The 17,740-nt window shown below is 59.7% G+C and carries 9 protein-coding genes; 5 read left to right on the top strand and 4 right to left on the bottom strand.

Going from position 1 to position 17,740, the window contains the following annotated elements; all coding sequences use genetic code 11:
• Window positions 1–100 precede the first annotated feature (100 nt).
• The gene (locus tag G1C95_RS10170; protein WP_169172827.1) at window positions 101–1,321 is read left to right on the top strand and encodes an MFS transporter; all 1,221 of its coding nucleotides are present in this window, start codon (window positions 101–103) and stop codon (window positions 1,319–1,321) included.
• Here G1C95_RS10170 and G1C95_RS10175 read toward each other — a convergent pair.
• Together G1C95_RS10175 and G1C95_RS10180 are read right to left on the bottom strand one after the other, a co-directional pair.
• A complete protein-coding gene (locus G1C95_RS10175) occupies window positions 1,318–2,655 on the bottom strand; it encodes a sensor histidine kinase (RefSeq protein ID WP_169172828.1) in 1,338 nt (445 codons plus the stop codon). The two genes, G1C95_RS10170 and G1C95_RS10175, sit on opposite strands and share 4 nt — an antisense overlap.
• Window positions 2,652–3,368 (bottom strand): LytR/AlgR family response regulator transcription factor, encoded by a 717-nt coding sequence (locus tag G1C95_RS10180; protein ID WP_169172829.1) that lies wholly within the window; start codon window positions 3,366–3,368, stop codon window positions 2,652–2,654. Before G1C95_RS10180 ends, G1C95_RS10175 begins: the two co-directional genes overlap by 4 nt.
• A 315-nt stretch (window positions 3,369–3,683) precedes the next feature.
• On the opposite strand from G1C95_RS10180, the gene G1C95_RS10185 reads away from it, so the two are divergent.
• From G1C95_RS10185 to bilR, 3 genes are all read left to right on the top strand, one after another.
• A complete protein-coding gene (locus G1C95_RS10185; protein WP_169172830.1) occupies window positions 3,684–6,566 on the top strand; it encodes a beta-glucosidase in 2,883 nt (960 codons plus the stop codon).
• Window positions 6,567–7,002: 436 nt separating this feature from the next.
• Window positions 7,003–9,975 carry a glycoside hydrolase family 3 protein gene (locus G1C95_RS10190; RefSeq protein ID WP_169172831.1) on the top strand — a complete coding sequence of 991 codons (2,973 nt, stop codon included), beginning with the start codon at window positions 7,003–7,005 and terminating at the stop codon, window positions 9,973–9,975.
• A complete protein-coding gene (gene bilR / locus G1C95_RS10195) occupies window positions 9,972–12,107 on the top strand; it encodes a bilirubin reductase, long form (protein ID WP_205832808.1) in 2,136 nt (711 codons plus the stop codon). Before G1C95_RS10190 ends, bilR begins: the two co-directional genes overlap by 4 nt.
• A gap of 72 nt (window positions 12,108–12,179) precedes the next feature.
• Here the strand turns inward: bilR and G1C95_RS10200 are convergent, their stop codons facing one another.
• On the bottom strand, window positions 12,180–13,322 hold the full coding sequence (locus G1C95_RS10200) for an ATP-binding protein (RefSeq protein WP_169172832.1): 1,143 nt from the start codon (window positions 13,320–13,322) through the stop codon (window positions 12,180–12,182).
• Between the two features lie 333 nt (window positions 13,323–13,655).
• Window positions 13,656–14,456: an SDR family oxidoreductase UcpA gene (gene ucpA, locus G1C95_RS10205; RefSeq protein ID WP_169172833.1), complete on the bottom strand. Its 801-nt coding sequence runs from the start codon at window positions 14,454–14,456 to the stop codon at window positions 13,656–13,658.
• Window positions 14,457–14,802: 346 nt separating this feature from the next.
• Between ucpA and G1C95_RS10210 the strand changes: the two genes are divergently transcribed.
• Window positions 14,803–17,706 (top strand): glycoside hydrolase family 3 N-terminal domain-containing protein, encoded by a 2,904-nt coding sequence (locus G1C95_RS10210; protein WP_169172834.1) that lies wholly within the window; start codon window positions 14,803–14,805, stop codon window positions 17,704–17,706.
• The last annotated feature ends 34 nt before the right edge of the window (window positions 17,707–17,740 follow it).

Here is a 17,740-nt window from a genome sequence, read left to right on the forward strand (position 1 = left end):
CGGAATCTCGTCGTCTCAATATTTGACACGCAGTCCTCAAACATGAACAACCAGAAGCAAAGTTTGTGTAGTTCAAACAGTAGGGGAATGAAGCAAAAGCATGTCAAGGGGACTGGGGTATCTTGCCGCGGCGCAAGGGGCAATGGCCTTGGCCTCGTCCATGTTCGCAGTCGGATTGGTATTTGCCGGTGCTGAACAATCGGATGGAATGGGGCTGGCTATTACCTTGGCCTTGCGCACTTTGCCTACCATGATTTTGGCGTTTGTGGGAGGCGTGTTTGCGGATAGATGGTCGCGTAAGCATATCGCCATTGTCTCTTTGGCATGTGTAGCCTGTACGTATGTTGTCGACGCGCTGCTGATTGGTCCATATGGATTAGGGTGGCAAGTCCAAGCATTGTCGTTATTGGCGGGATTTGCCTCCGCGCTTGGTGCTCCGGCATTATATGCGCTACTGCCATCCATCGTTGATGCTGATGATATTGTGCATGGCAACGGTGTGGTGCGTACGTTGCGAAATGCTGGTTCGATTATTGGCCCGTTGTTGGCCGCCGGTATTGCCAATTGGCTGTCGAGCGCGGCGCTGTTCCTTTGTTCGGGAGCGGTTGAAGCCGCTGCCGCGCTTTGTCTGCTTGGACTACGTATGCGTGACGAGCGTGTTGATGAGCACGATGGGTCGGAGGAAAGTATCGGCAGCAGCTTGCTGGCCATCCCGCAGGTGTTTGCCACCTACCATTGGCTGGCGGTTGGGGTGGTGTTTTGGGCGCTGTTCTTGGGCGTACAGTCCGGTGCCGCCGACGTCCTGCTGCCGCTGTACGTCGTTGATGGACATGGCAAGGCGGCATGGTCGCTAATGACTGCCGTGCTGTCATTGGGATATATTACGGGCAGCATCGTGGTGCTGCGATATGGAATGAAACGCTGGTTGCTCACAGGCTCAGTGCTGTGGTCACTGCTTGCTGCAGTGCAGTTGGTGGTAGTGGCACTGTGGAACAACTATGTCGTCTGGATTATCGTCACCTTTCTGGCCGGCATGGGTTTGGAAATATCGGGAGCGTTATGGGGTTCCGTGCTCCAGTCGCGCGTGGATCAGGCGCATATGGGCCGTGTGTCATCCATCGATTACGCTTTGAGCTTCGGATGCATACCGTTTGCCTATGCGCTGTATGGATTGCTGGTGCGGTCCTCTATGCCAGTGGTGATGGCGGTTTCGGCCATTGTTATGGCTGTGGCCGGAGTATGCGTGGTGCCATTGACGTTGGCGGAAGATCGTGCGGTAATCACTACAGGAAACGCAGACCTGTCCCGGCAAGATGCCTAATCCACTTTGGTGAGGGGGAGGGGCAGGAGGATGTGCAGGTCGAACCAGTGATCGTGGGGGTCGATGGTCACTTCGCCGCCGTATTGTCTGGCGATATGACGGATTGATTTGACGCCGAAGCCGTGCGAGCGAGTGTCGCGCTTGGTGGTGCGCAGGGAGCCGTCTGCCGCGTGGCGCAGCGTGGAATCGTAGTAATTCTCCACACGCACCACTGCGAACTGCCCATGGCGGTGCAACGCCAGCTTGATCAGACGCTGCTCAGGGTCGGCCAGGCGGCTCGTCGCCTCAATGGCATTGTCCAGCGCGTTGCCGAACAGGGTGGCGATATCCATGGAATCCATGCCGTCAAGCAGTTTGCCGTCGGCCACCATGGTGAAGGTGATGCCCCGATCGTTGCAGGTGCGGGTTTTGGTGGTCAGGATCACGTCGAGCACCGGGTTGCCGGAATGCTGCTGGGCGCTGTATTCGTTCACCGAAGCCTCAAGCCGCTCGAACTGCGCCGACGCCTGCTGCGGGTCAAGTTCGGCGCGCAAGGCCACGATCTGATGCTTGAGATCGTGCGCCAGGCGCCCCATCGCCTCGATGTTTTCCTTGGATTGCAGGTATTCCGCATGCTGGCTTTGCAGGCTTGCGTTAATCGACGCGAGCTCCAGAGAGGCGCGCGTCTGGCGAATCTGCTCCTGCTGTGCGTACAGCATCACGAAGCCGCACAAATCCACCAACGTGCGGATATAGAACACTTCCTGGCCCACGGTGCCGGAGAACGGGGTGTTGGTGGAGATGAAGCTCAGATTGCTCATCGCGAAGGTGATCAACGTAATGATGATGGTGGTCAGCGCCTCGCGCGCGGTGGGTGCCACCAGCTCGCCGCCGCTGAAATTATGGCGTTCCGCAAGCCAGATAACGGCGAAACAGACGCCATAAATCACCACCAGCACGAGAATCGGCCACACGCCGAAGCGCGGCGCATCATCCGGTCTGATGAATGAGTCGATCTGCCAGTGCAAGGATGCGACCAATTCAGCCAGCACAAAAGCGCGCGCCGTCAAAAATAGGGCAGTGCGTTTGCCGTTGCCCGATGCGAACAGAATGATCAGCCACATCGCTCCGAACGCCAGGCACATGCCGAGAATCCAGAACGTTAACGGCAACGTGCCAGCAAGATACTGCAGGGCCACCACGGCCACCAATCCTGCGGCACCCACGCCCAAGGTGCGCGGCAGCGGCACCGTGCGCGGCACGGCCGCCACATACATCATGCAGGCCAGCCATTCGCAGATTGCCGTATAGACGCGGGGGATATCGGGCAGGGCGTTGGTGATCTGTCCGCTCATCGGCCGGCTCCCATGACATTGGTCAGCGCGGTAAGAAAATCCTTCTTGCGTGGGCGGCTGATGCGCAGCGCCTCACCATTCGACATCACGCAATCGGAATCCTGTACGGCCGTCACATGGTCCAGATTGACCAGATAACAGGAGTTCGAGCGGAAGAAATGGTGCCCCTGTAATTGCTCTTCCAGCTTTTTCAGGCTGGAGGTGATGGAGAGTTTGCCATTCAAAGTGTGAATCACAATGGTGTGACGAATCGATTCGCAATACAAGATGTCGGAGAGTGCCAATCGCATCGATGAACTGCCGGTATCCACCAGCATGGAATCGTCGGTATTGCGCTTGACCTGCGCAATCGAACGCTTCAGCTCCTGCTGGAAGCCGAACCACGGCACGGGCTTTAACAGGAAGCTCAACGCACCCACCTCATAGCCGTTGATGGCGTACTGGGCTGCGGAAGTGATGAACACAATCACTACGGAATCGTCGCGCTTGCGAATCTCACGGGCGGCGTCGATACCATCCATCTGCTTCATTTGGATATCCATGAGCAAAATATCGTAGGTGGGCGTGTAATTCTCGACGATTGCCGCACCATCGTCGAACACCGTCACCGCAAACTGTTCGCCGGATTCGCTCTGATAGCGGTTGAGATAATCCAACAGACGCTGACAATGCGTGGGATCATCCTCGACCACACCAATTCGTATCGCGCGCATAGCATTCCTTTCGACAACACCACAAGCCTAAGCCATGCCGTGTCAAGTATAGGCGTCAACGATTGCGGAACGTGGTAGCGCTGCTCTAGCACAACGTTGTGCGAACACGCGGTGAAATGACACGAACGGTCGTTTTCACGACAGATTATGCACGAGAACCGACAGGTTGGGCGTGCCGGTCGCGATATCCGGACGATATCTGTTTGAATCAAACCAAGGCATAAGGATGTGTCGTCATTGACTTCCATGAGAGACAAGCGAAGATGCAGCTTCCTTCTGCCCTTGCAATGCAATGAGAAATGGAGGAGACAACCTATGTTAGGTATTAACTGGGGCGATGTTATCGCCGTTATCCAGTCGGTTGCCCCGCAACTGATCGCCATCGCCGTGGTACTGGTGCTTGCGCTCGCACTGACGATCGGCATCAACAAGAAGACCGTGAAGGACGTCGCCGTCCGCAAGCTGGTCCATTCCGAGTCGTGGCTGGTGGCCTTGGTGGCCGCCGTCGTCGCCGTTTCGATGATGCTGTTCGGCCCGCTGGCCTCGCTGCTCAACAGTGCCACGGCCGTCAAGTACACGCTGTCCGAAACCACCATCTCCAACGCCAGCGATCTGGCCAAGGAGATCCAGTCGGAAGCCATCACCCTGCTGAAGAACGATGATGCCAACCTGCCGTTGGCCAACAAGAAGCTCAACGTGTTCGGCTGGGGCTCCACCAACCCAGTCTACGGCGGCACCGGCTCCGGCTCGATGAATCAGAACTATGAGACCACTTCGATTCTCGACGGCCTGAAGGAAGCTGGCATCGAAACCAACGCCGACCTGAGCAAGCTGTACACCGACTACCGCGCCGATCGCCCGGTCGTGGCCATGGCCGAGCAGGATTGGACCCTGCCCGAGGTTCCGGCCAGCCAGTATTCCGACTCCCTGATCGCCGACGCCAAGTCCTTCTCCGACGAGGCCATGGTCGTTATCACCCGCGTGGGCGGCGAAGGCGCCGACCTGCCGATGAACATGAAGGCCGACGGCATCACCTACACCAACAACTCCGAGGACTATGAGGACTTCAAGGACGGCGAAAGCTTCCTGGAGCTCTCCCAGACCGAGAAGGACATGATCAAGCTGGTGACCGACAACTTCGACAAGGTCACCGTGGTCTACAACGGCGCGAACACCTTCGAGCTCGGTTTCGTTGACGAATACCCGCAGATCAAGTCCGTGCTGTGGTGTCCGCCCGCAGGCCAGACCGGCTTCTCCGCCCTGGGCGACGTGCTCGCCGGCGAGACCAACCCGAGCGGCAAGACCTCCGACACCTTCATCAAGGATCTGACCCAGGCACCGAGCTACAACAACTTCGGTGACTTCCTGTACGACAACATGACCGAGTTCCCGACCGAGAACTTCGAGGAAGGCGAGACCACCCCGGCGTTCGTCAACTACGTCGAAGGCATCTACGTGGGCTACAAGTACTACGAGACCGCCGCCGACGAGGGTGCGATCGACTACGACGCCGTCGTACAGTATCCGTTCGGCTACGGCCTGTCCTACACCACCTTCTCCCAGGAGATGGGCGACGTGACCTATGCGGACGGCAAGATCTCCTTCGACGTGACCGTCACCAACACCGGTGACGTGGCCGGCAAGGACGTCGTCGAGACCTACGTTAACCCGCCGTACACCAACGGTGGCATCGAGAAGGCCTCCGCCAACCTGGTGGCCTTCGAGAAGACCGATCTGCTTGAGCCGGGCGAAAGCCAGACCGTGTCCATCGAATTCGAGGACGACGACATGGCCTCCTACGACTCCGCCGACGCCAAGGCGTGGGTGCTGGAAGCCGGCGACTACGCGGTGTCCATCCAGTCCGACTCCCACACCACCATCGACGAGCAGAACGTGACCGTCGACGAGACCATCACCTACGACTCCGAAGACAACACCCACAACGGTGATCAGACCGTGGCCACCAACGTGTTCGACGATGCCGCCGGCGACGTGACCTACCTGTCTCGCGCCGACCACTTCGCCAACTACGACGAAGCCACCGCCGCGCCGACCGACTACAGCCTGTCCGAGGAGCGCAAGGCCGAGTTCCGCAACAACTCGAACTACGATCCTGCCGAATACAACGACGATTCCGACGAAATGCCGACCACCGGTGCCAAGAACGGCGTGCGTCTGGCCGACCTGACCGGCAAGGACTACGACGACGAGCTGTGGAACCAGCTGCTCGACCAGCTGACCTTCGACGAGATGGACAACCTGATCGCCTTCGGCGGCTACGGCACCCAGGCCATCGATTCCATCGGCAAGGTCGCCCTGACCGACGTTGATGGCCCGGCCTCCCTGAACAACAACTTCACCGGCGTCGGCTCCATCGGCTTCCCGTCGTCCACCTCCGTGGCCTGCACGTGGAACAAGGATCTGGCCCGCCAGTTCGGTGAGGGCATCGGCGACATGGCCCACGACATGCACGTGGCCGGTTGGTACGCCCCCGCGATGAACATCCACCGCAATGCCTTCTCCGGCCGTACCTTCGAGTACTTCTCCGAGGATGGTTACCTCTCCGGCGTGATGGCCGCCGAGCAGGTCGGTGGCGCCCAGTCCAAGGGCGTGTACGCCTTCATGAAGCACTACGCGCTCAACGACCAGGAGACCCGCCGACTCTCCGAGCTCAACACCTGGGCCAACGAGCAGTCGATCCGTGAGATCTACCTGAAGCCCTTCGAGATGAGTGTGAAGGAAGGCGGCGCCGGCGCCGTGATGAGCTCCTTCAACTACATCGGCACCGAATGGGCCGGCTCCCACACCGGACTGCTCAACACCGTTCTGCGCGACGAGTGGGGCTTCCGTGGCATGGTCCTGACCGATTACTTCGGCGGCTACGGCTACCAGAGCGCTGACCGCGCCATCCGCGGCGGCAACGATCTGATGCTGGCCACCACCGACGTGACCAACCACATCACCGACAAGTCCGCCACCTCGCTCCAGGCGATGCGCACCGCCTCGCACAACATCCTCTACACGGCCGCCAACAGCTGGCTGTACGAGGATGGCGAGCCCGAGGTCACCACCCCGATCTGGAAGACCATCACCTACGTGGTCTGGGGCGTCACCGCGGTTCTGTTCCTCGGCCTGAGCGCCCTGGCGATCAAGAAGTTCCTCGATCGCAAGAAGGCGGCCGCCGAGATCCAGGCCTGAGCTCAAGCCTGAACCCCAAGGTTCCGCCTCCTCCAGCGGCGGAACCTTAACAAATATTCATCAGTAGCCAAGCGGGCGGCATCCGGAGCAATCCGGGTGCCGCCCGCTTTTCGCTGCTCTTCAATGTCTTTTGCCATCATCCCGGATAATCCATCCATCATCCCGAGCGCAGGCGTAGCCGAAGTCGAGGAACCTCATTGCCTAACCACTGCTTATGCGCTGGTGTGTGGACGTGCCGAATATGATACTGTTAAGTGGCCTAACAAAAACGGGTTTCGAGGCGACGTTGCTTCGGAACTCCCACTGAAATTCTTGAGATATTTAGCTAGGAATAATCAGTCAGTCATCATCCGAAACAGCCTGATATCGGGCAAGCGACGCGAACAAGAACTGGAGTAATGGTGCTTCGGTTGCGGTATGAAAGGAGCGCGTCACCATGTCACGGAACACTGCGAAGCCGTTGAAAATCAAGTTCAAGAAAAATGGTAAACCCTACAAAGGATGGTTCCTGGCCTGGTCCATCCTCTCCTATCTCTTCACCCTGATCCTAGCGATCATCCTCACCGCGGTTATCGTGCTGTCCGGCAGCTACGCGAACCTCATCACCTCATTCGCCGGACAGACGAATTCCGAAATCACCAATCCCGATTCGTCGGCCACCTACTTCGCATCCGACTATTCCTCGGATGCGGAACGTAAGGAAGCCAATCGCGAAATCGGCACCGACATCATGCGCGAAGGCGTCACCCTGCTGCAGAACGATGATGCCACTCTGCCGCTCAAATCTGGCGCGCGACTGTCGGTATTCGGCCAAGGTTCGGTCGACCTTATCCACGGCGGTGGTGGCGCTGGCTCCATCGACGTGACCAATGCCGATACTTTGGTTGATTCACTCAAAGAAGACGGTTTCTCCGTCAATCCAACGCTCACCGATTTCTATGAGACCGGCGCTGGCAAGGACTACCGCCGCACCCTGCCGGGCGAAACCGGTGTCGGTTCCTTTGCGGTAAACGAGGTGCCCGTCAGCGTCTATACCGATGAGGTGAAGAACAGCTTCGCCGACTATGGTGACGCGGCCATCGTAGTCATCGGCCGTTCCGGCTCCGAAAGCTCCGACCTGCCCATCGGCAAATTGGAATCCGGCGTGGAATATCTGCAGCTCGACCCCGACGAACTCGACATGATCAACATGGCCTGCGAGAACTTCGACAAGGTCGTCGTACTGCTCAACACACAGAACCCGGTCGAGCTTGGACCGCTCGCCGACACCGGCGTGGGCGCGGTCGCTTGGGTCGGCGCGTTCGGCGAAACCGGCGCGAACGCCATCGGCGAGATTCTCAACGGCACCATCAACCCCTCCGGCCACCTCGTGGACACCTTCGCCTACGATCTCGACTCTGCGCCCAGCGTCATCAACACCGGCGACTACACCATCGCCAACTCCTCCGTCACCTCCGGCACTAAATACATGGTCTACGCCGAAGGCATCTACGTGGGCTACCGCTACTACGAAACCCGCTACGAGGACGCGGTGCTGAAGCAGGGCAACGTGGGCGACTTCGACTATGGCAAGCTGGTGCAGTACCCCTTCGGCTACGGCCTGAGCTACACCGACTTCTCATGGAGCGACTTTGCGATGCGCGAGGCCGGTGACTCCTATGAGTTCACTACCACCGTCACCAACACGGGCGACGTGGCGGGCAAGGACGTTGTGCAGCTGTACATGCAGTCGCCTTACACCGATTACGACAAGGCCAATGGCATCGAGAAGCCGGCCGTCGAACTCGTCGGATACGCGAAAACCGACCTTCTCGATCCCGGTGAGAAGCAGACCGTCACCGTCACCGTCGATAAGGAGTCGATGAAGGCTTATGACGCCGACGGCGAAGGCACCTACATCGTCGACGCGGGCGACTACTACTTCACCGCCGGCACAGATGCGCATAATGCGCTCAATAACGTGCTCGCAGCCAAAGGCAAGACCACGGACGACGGCATGGATGCGGACGGCAATGCGGCGTTGACCTCGCAGGTCACTATCGCCGAACGCGACGCCACCACCTATGCGACGGCCGTCGCCACCGGCGCAGCTATTGAGAACCAGTTCGATGATGTGGACATCCGCACCTACGACGACTCCTTCACCTACCTGAGCCGTTCCGACTGGACCGGCACTTGGCCCACGACCTACGCCGATGGCTCCTGGACTGCGCCCGACGAGTTTGTTGACGCGCTGGAAATCGACACCACTCCCGGCTCTGACGCGACCTCGGTCACTACTGAGGGAACCGAAGGCCCGAGCAAGACGGTTGAGATGATCGGCAAGGATTACGACGACGAAGGCTGGATGCAGTTGGTCGAGCGCATGAGCGTGGCCGACATTGATTCTCTGGTGCGCAACGGCGGCTACACCACCAACGCCATCGAATCCATCGCCCTGCCCGGCACCATCGACAAGGACGGCCCCGCCGGCATCTCCTCCACTCTGGTGGGTGGCGCCTCCGGCACTGGCTTCCCGCCCGAAGTCGTGATCGCCGCAACATGGAACGACGAGCTGGCCGAACGCTTCGGCAATGCCATCGGCGAGGACTCGCTCGCCCTCGGCGTGGCGGGCTGGTACGGCCCCGCCGCCAACATCCACCGTTCGCCCTACGGCGGCCGCGCATTCGAATACTTCTCCGAAGATCCGATGCTCTCCGGCCAGTTGACCGCGAAGATCATCGCCACCTCGCAGGACAAGGGCGTGATCCCGTTCCTCAAGCACTATGTGGTCAACGATCAGGAGACCAACCGTATGGGCGGTGCGATGTTCGCCAATGAACAATCCGTGCGTGACATCTACTTAAAGCCCTTCGAAATGGCCATCCGCGATGCCGACTGCATGGGTTTGATGACCTCGATGAACCGCATCGGTGCCCGCTGGTCCGGCGGTCACAAGGGCCTGATGACCAACGTGACCCGCGGCGAATGGGGATTCAAGGGCGTGGCCATCACCGACCAGACCTCGTTCCCGAACTTCGGCTACTCCGATCTGCGCGAAGGCCTGGCCGCGGGCACCGACCTGTGGCTCAACTCCAGCTCCACCCTGTGGAAGCTCTCCGACGCGGAGATGACGCCGGCCGTACAGGCCGACTTCCAACGCGCCGCCAAGAACGTGGTGTATGCCATCGCCAACTCCAACGCCATGAACACCATGGGCGCGGACAGCGGCGTGAAACACATCACCCCAATCTGGCAGAAGTGGCTGTGGGGTATTGAGGCCGTGGTCGGCCTGGTGATCATCGGTCTGCTGTTCCTCACCACGCGCGGCGTGATCCGCCGTCACCGCTGGCGCAAGTGGCGCAAGGCCGGCTCCCCGCCGTCGAACGAAATGAGTAATCCATTACCACTACAAGGAGGCGTGCAATGACATTGCAGCGACTGCTGGAACCACTGGAAATCAACCACATGCGGCTCAAGAACCGCATGATGTTCCCACCGATGACCACCGGCTATGAGGCTCGCGACGGATCGATCACCGAACAGAGCATCAACTTCTACAAGCGCGTGGCCGAAGGCGGCGCCGCCTACATTGTGCTCGGCGATGTGACTCCGGTACACACCATCTCGCCCACGCCCAAACTCGTCACCGACGAACAAATCCCCAGCTTCCGCGCGCTCGCCGATGCCCTGCACGAATTCGACTGCAAACTCGGCCTGCAGGTATTCCACCCCGAATACGACACAGTGGCAGTTGCTGAACTCTTCGCCAAAGGCGACATGATGGGTGCTCGCGCCAAACTCCATCACGATATGGCTCACTACATCAACGAAGTGTCGGCCGAACGGCTCGGTGAGATCCTCGAATCCATCAAGGCGCTCGCCCGCCGCGCTGCGCTTGCCGGTGCCGACGCGATTGAAGTGCACGGCGATCGACTGGTCGGCTCACTCTGCTCGCCGCTGATCAACGAACGCGACGACGAATACGGTGGATCATTCGAACATCGCACCCGCTTCGCCCGCGAGGTGGTGCGTGCAATCCGTGAGGGATCGCCCGATATCTGCATCGACTATAAGCTGCCGATTATCACCGAGAACCCGCAGCTTGGCCGCGGCGGACTGTTCATCGACGAGGCCGTGGAACTGGCGAAACTGCTTGTCGAAGACGGTGTCGACACCTTCCATGTGGGTCAGGCCAACCACACCGGCAACCTCAACGACACGATTCCCGCAATGGGCACGCGCCCCGACTGCTTCATGGAGGAATATTCGCGGCGTATTAAGGCTGTGGTGCCGGTGCCGGTCTCCACGGTCGGTGCGATTCCCACGGCCGCCGAAGCGGAACGTTTGATTGCCGAGGGCGCCTGCGACTATGTGGGTCTCGGTCGTCCGATGCTGTGCGATCCGGACTATGCGAACAAGGTGGCCGCCGGCGAGGAGGATCTTATCCGTCCGTGCATCATGTGCAATCGCGGCTGCACGGACGCCATCGCCAGCCGTCGCTTCATCTCCTGCGTGCTCAATGCTGAGAACGGCTATGAATACCAGCGTGTAATCAAACCGGCGGAAACATCGCGTCGCATTGCGGTGATTGGTGCCGGTCCGGCTGGTATGGAGGCCGCACGTGTGGCCGCATTGCGCGGGCATACGGTGACCTTGTTCGAAAAGGCCGGCGAATTGGGCGGCCAGCTCGGCATCGCCAGCGTGCCGCCGCGCAAAGCAACCATGCGTCGTGTGGCCGCATGGTATGAGCGTGCGTTGCAATCTGCAGGCGTGGATGTGCGGCTCAACAGTACGGTTACGGCGGAGTCGTTGGCTGCAGGTGGCTACGATGAAGTGATTGTTGCGGTCGGCGGCCGCAATGCTGCCCCGCCCATCCCCGGTCTGGATCTGCCGCACGTCATGGATGCATGGTCCGTGCTGGACGGCACAGTCAAGCCCCACGGCCGCACCGTTATCATCGGCGGCGGCTTGGTCGGCGCGGAAACAGCCGAATTGATCGCAGGCGACGATTACGGCTGCGAGGTCACCATCGTGGAGATGATGGGGCAGATTGCCGCCGAGGAATCGCAGACCATCAAGCCGGTGATGATGGCCGACTTCGCCGAGCACGGCGTGACGCTGAAAACCAACACCAAGGTGGACCGCATCACTGCCGAATCGGTCGAAGCCACCGAAACCCTAAACCCGCCGGCCCCCGCCGGACGCCCCGGTGCCCCCGGTGGTGCTCCTGGCGGTCGCCCCGCAGGTCCGGGTGCTGGTGCGTCTGGCTCTCGTCCCGATGCCGGTGCCCCCGGAGCTGGCGTACGTCCCGGCGGTCCTGCCGCTCCCGGTGGTGCTCCGGGTGCCACTCCCGCCGATGCACCCGAGCCGGAAACGCAAGCCGTCTCCATCCCCTGCGATTGCGTGGTGCTGGCGCTTGGCACCGCCCCGGTCGCCTTCGACACAACTTCGCTTGAGGCCGCCGGCATTAAGGTGACCTTGGCCGGCGACTGCAACGGCCGCGCCGCCGACATCAATCGTGCCGTCGAAGAAGGCTACCTAGCCGCCATCGCCGCCTAATCCAGCGTCGCGGCTCCCATCCCACAGGGCTCGAACCACCCGGTTCGGGCCCTTTCTCATTTGGCTATGCCGTCACCGTTGGCTCTCCGTGGACAGTCGGATGAATGCCGCATGCTCTCGCAGATACTCTCGCAGGTAGGGGATGGCGAAGTCGACCAATCCGTATCCGAGGTCTTTGATGACCTGCGCTTCGATAAGGCGCGTGCGATACGTGTTGGCGTAGTTGATGGTTTTGCCCATACGTTCGGCTATCGCTCCGGTGGACGAAGGTCCGTCGTCTTGTGCCATGGCGAGCAGATAGGTTTTGTCGACCGCCGAAAGCCCGTCGAGTTCCGGCCCGTGCACGGTGTCGCCCAGTCTGCTGAGCGCGTCGCTGATACCGTCCCGCGCATCCTGCTCGCTGGCGGATGTGCTGCGGTCGCGGTGCCGGTTGACGAGACGCCAGATATGGTAGCCCACCAGCTGAATCATGAACGGGTAGCCTTCGGTGGCGTCGACGGCCATGCTTAACGCTTTGTCTTCGAAAGTGAAGCCGGATTGCGTGAAAGTGTCTTCCAAAGCGTCGCGCACCGCATACAGGGGAATGTCTCCGAGCTGTTCCGGCTGGGCTCGACGCAGGAAGGTGAGCACTTCGTCATTCAGCCATTTCGATGCGATGGACGGCAGCCCGGCGAATACGAATGCGATATTGCGGTCCTCCCGAATCAGGTGTTGGACCGCTGTGGCGATGGCCACGATGTCGTCGCGTTCGGCCGCCTGCGCTTCGTCGATGGTGATGAGTAGACCGGCTTTCTTCTTTTCCAGAACGTCCAGCCGGGCACCGATCGCTTCGCGCAGTGTCAACGGCATGATATTGGGGGAGATGCGTGCTTCTCCAAGCGAGGCGCTGAGGCCGGGAATCGTTATGGTCGGCTTGATGGTGGCGCTGAACGTCGATGAGGAGGCCGTCAGTCGGTCAAGGAGACGCTGGGTGAAGCCGGCGGATGCGGTTTCGTCGATCACCTCCCATTTGCGGGCTTTGGCGATACGTCCGAATTCAGTGAGCAATACGGTTTTGCCCACGCCTCGCGCGCCGGTGACGCGCATCAGTCTGCCTGGGGCGCCCGGCCCGTTTTCCAGACCTTCCTCGAAATCTTCGATAACGGATTCACGGCCGATGAGCAGTGGGGGAGTGCGCCCGGCAGTGGGCTTGAACGGATTCGTCGTTGCCGCCATTGGTGCCTCCTAGGGTGAAATTCAGAATACGAAGAATATAAAGACTATAGAAGAGTATAGAACAATATAAAAGAATATAAAAACTACAAAAGAGTATAAAAGAATATAAAGCGATAAAAACGGTGACTGTCGGTCGACGGCAAACCCTTGGAATCATTAGCATCTCAGAGGCCATTTCCTCATTTGGACCGTTTTGACTTCCTCATTTGGACGGTTTTCATTTCCTCATTTGGCCATATCGCTTTCTCGGCATTCCACTCGGAACGCAAAGAAGGGCGTGCGACTGGAACCGTCGCACGCCCTTCGCGTCCGCCGAAGCGTCTAGCGTTTCGTTTAGTTGGTACCGATGCTCATCGTTTCGGGCAGGGTGCTGCCGCCGTCGATGACGATCTGTTCGCCGGTGATGTAGCTCGCCTCGTCGGAGCCGAGGAAGGCGAACAGCTCGCCGACTTCGGTCGGCTTGGCCAGTCGCTTCATCGGCACGCCGACCGCGATGTCGTTGATCGCCGACTCCGGATCGTCCGGATTCGACTCCACCGCCATCTTCTCAACCATCGGGGTGCGCGCGTAGCCCAGCTGCGAGCAGTTGACGCGGATGTTGCGGTCCGCATACTCCACCGCCAGGCACTTGGTCAGGCCCACTAGCGCGGCCTTGCTCATCGCATAGGCTGCCTCGCCCGCGTCGGCCACGATGTCGCCGGTCACGGAGGAAGCGATCACGATTGCGCCCTTGCCGGCTTTGAGCATGGCGGGAATCACCGCCTTGCAGGTGTTCCACGCGCCCTTGATGTTCACGTCGATATGGAAGTCGCGCATCTCGTCGGGCATGTCCTCGAACGGTGCCAGTCGGCATACGCCGGCGTTGGCGCAGGCGATATCGATGGTGCCGAATTCGGCGATGGTGCGCGCGGCGGCCTCGTCGAGCTGCGCACGGTCGGCCACGTTGGCGATTGCGGTGATGATTTGCGCGTCCGGATGCATGCCGCGGATGCGCTCGGCCGTGGCCTCCACGGCCGGGTCGAGGTCCACCATGCAGATTTTCGCGCCGTACTTGGCGTACACTTCGGCGATGCCCTCGCCGAGTCCCGCCGCCGCACCGGTGATGAGGGCGACCTTGCCGTCAAGCTTTGCCATAATATTCTCCTTCGTGCGGGGCGTAGAAGCCTCTGATAAGAGTGATTGTGTGGTTGGGGCAGAAGGCGTCGGTGTCTTCCACCCGTTGTTATGCATGATGATATGTCCATGGCGATGGGGTCGTCAAAGCGGGTGACGTTTACCAGTTTTGAACGGCGGTCTGCCTGTTTTGAAAACCAGGGGCATCAACTGTATGGACGCTGATGGAATGGAATGGTCGAAGCGGCGAATGATTTGTTGCAGTTGACGATCACACATGGAAGCGTGATCGACTTCAGCGTGGATACAGGTCATAGGTCGCCTCGAAGTTCGACCAAGAGAATCAATTACCGAAGGAGAGGTTCGCATGCTGGAAGTCAACATGATGGACGTCAAAACGGTGCTGCAGTCGGCAACACCGTACTTAGTGGCGATAGGCGTGGCATTGGTGCTGGCGCTTGTCATCACCTTTGCCGTGAACAAGAACACCGTCAAGCAGACGGCGGCGCGTAAGCTCGTACATTCCGAATCCTGGCTGGTGGCCTTGGTGGCTATTATCGTCGCCGTGGTCATGATGCTGTACGGCCCGTTCTCCACTCTGCTGACGAACGCTTCGCAGAAAACGTACGCGCTGTCGGACTCAACGATCGAGCAGGCGGAGGAACTCGCCACCGACGTGTACCGCGAATCCGTCACCCTGTTGGAGAACGAAGACGACAATCTGCCGATGAGCGACACCAAGGTCAACGTGTTCGGCTGGGCCTCCACCAATCCGGTTTATGGTGGCACCGGCTCCGGTTCACTCAATGGCACTTATGAGACCACCTCGCTGCTGGATGGCTTCGCTCAGGCTGGCCTGGAGACCAACAGCGAACTCAGCCAGCTGTACACCGATTATCGCTCCGACCGCCCTGAAGTCGGTATGAATACGCAGGATTGGACCCTGCCGGAAGTGCCTGCGAACCAGTATTCCGACGAGATTATTGCCAACGCAAAGGAATTCTCCGATCAGGCCGTAATCGTCATCTCCCGCGTCGGTGGTGAAGGTGCCGATCTGCCGATGAATATGAAGGCCGACGGCATCACTTACACCAACAACTCCACCGAATACGAGGATTTCGAGGAAGGTGAGCACTTCCTTGAGCTCAGCCAGACCGAAGAGGACCTGATCAAGCTGGTCACTGAGAACTTCGAAAATGTCACGCTGGTGTACAACGGTGCGAATGCCTTCGAACTTGACTTCGTCGAGGACTATCCGCAGATCAAGTCCGTGCTGTGGTGCCCGCCTGCAGGCCAGACCGGCTTCATCGCGCTGGGCGAGGCGCTCACAGGTGAGACGAACCCCTCCGGCAAGACCTCCGACACCTTCGCCGTGGACTTCACCCAGTCTCCGAGCTTCAACAACCTCGGCGACTTCGACTACGACAACATGAGCGAATTCACCGGCAACTCCGCCGATACCGGTCAGGACACCACGCCGACCTTCGTGAACTACGTCGAAGGCATCTACGTGGGTTACAAGTACTATGAGACGGCCGCCGACGAAGGCTTCATCGACTATGAGGATCAGGTGCTTTACCCGTTCGGTTACGGCATGAGCTACACCACCTTCTCGCAGGAGATGGGTGAGGTGACCTACGGCTCCGACGGTACGATCAGCTTCGACGTGACCGTCACCAACACCGGCGACACGGCCGGCAAGGACGTCGTCGAGGTCTACTACAACCCGCCCTACACCAACGGCGGCATCGAAAAGGCCACCGCCAACCTTGTCGAATTCGAGAAAACCGACGAGCTGGAGCCGGGCGAAAGCCAGACCGTGACCATCGAGTTCACCGATGAGGACATGGCCTCCTACGACTACGAGGACGAGAAGGCCTATGTGCTGGAGGAGGGCGATTACGAAATCGCCATCAAGTCCGACTCGCACACCGTGATCGACGAGCAGACCGTCAACGTGCCCGAAACCATCGTCTACGACGAAGACAACCCGCGCTCTACCGACGAGACCGCTGCCACCAACGCCTTCGACGATGCTCACGGCAACTACGAGACGCTGTCTCGCGCCGACGGTTTCGCCAACTACGAGACCGCCACGGCCGCCCCGAGCGATTATTCGATGCCCGAGGAGGACAAGGCGAAGTTCACCAATATCCAGAACTACGATCCTGAATCGCATGACAACGACGATGACGAGATGCCGACCACCGGTGCCGACAACGGCGTTCGTCTGGCCGACCTGCGCGGCAAGGATTACGACGACGAACTGTGGGATGATCTGCTCGACCAGCTCACCTTCGACGAAATGGACAACCTCATCGCCAACGCCGGCTATGGCACCGCTGAAATCGAGTCCATCGGCAAGGTCAAGATGAACGACGTTGATGGCCCGGCCTCGCTCAACAGCAACTTCACCGGCTCCGGCTCCATCGGCTTCCCCGCCTCCGTGGCATTCGCCTGCACGTGGAATGCCGATTTGGCTCACGAGTTCGGTCTGATGATCGGCCAGATGGCCCAGGAAATCGACTGTGATGGCTGGTATGCGCCGGCCATGAACATCCACCGCTCCACCTTCTCCGGCCGTAACTACGAGTACTTCTCCGAAGACGGCTACCTGTCCGGTGTGATGGCTGCGCAGGAGATCGCCGGTGCCAAGGAGCAGGGTGTGTACTCCTACATGAAGCACTTCGCGCTCAACGATCAGGAAACCAACCGTCACAGCATGCTGTGCACCTGGGCTGATGAGCAGACGATCCGCGAAATCTATCTGAAGTCCTTCGAAATGGCCGTCAAGGACGGTGGCGCACAGGCCGCAATGAGCTCCTACAACTACATCGGCACCACGTGGTCCGGCGCGAACTCCAGCCTGCTGCAGACCGTGCTGCGCGGCGAGTGGGGCTTCCAAGGCCATGTGCTCACCGACTTCTTCAACGGGCTCGGCTACATGTACGGCGACCAGGCCATCCGCAATGGTAACGACGCGATGCTCGCACCGATGGAGTCCACCAACCACATCACCGATAAGTCCGCGACTTCGGTGAAGGCGATGCGCACCGCGGTGCACAACATCCTCTACACCTCGGTAAGCGGATGGCGTTATGCAGACGGCGAGCCCAAGTCCGAAATGCCGCTGTGGAAGACCATCACCTGGGCGTCGGTCGGCGTGCTGGCGGTTGCCATCGTCGGACTGGAAGTGCTGACGGTGATGCGCTACCTGCGTCGTCGCAAGACGGTCGTCACCGTGACGCCGGCCGAGGGAGGCGATGCCTGATTCCATCGCAATCCGATTGGTAGGAAGTAACTAT

The organism is Bifidobacterium oedipodis (assembly GCF_012932425.1).
Classification (GTDB): domain Bacteria; phylum Actinomycetota; class Actinomycetes; order Actinomycetales; family Bifidobacteriaceae; genus Bifidobacterium; species Bifidobacterium oedipodis.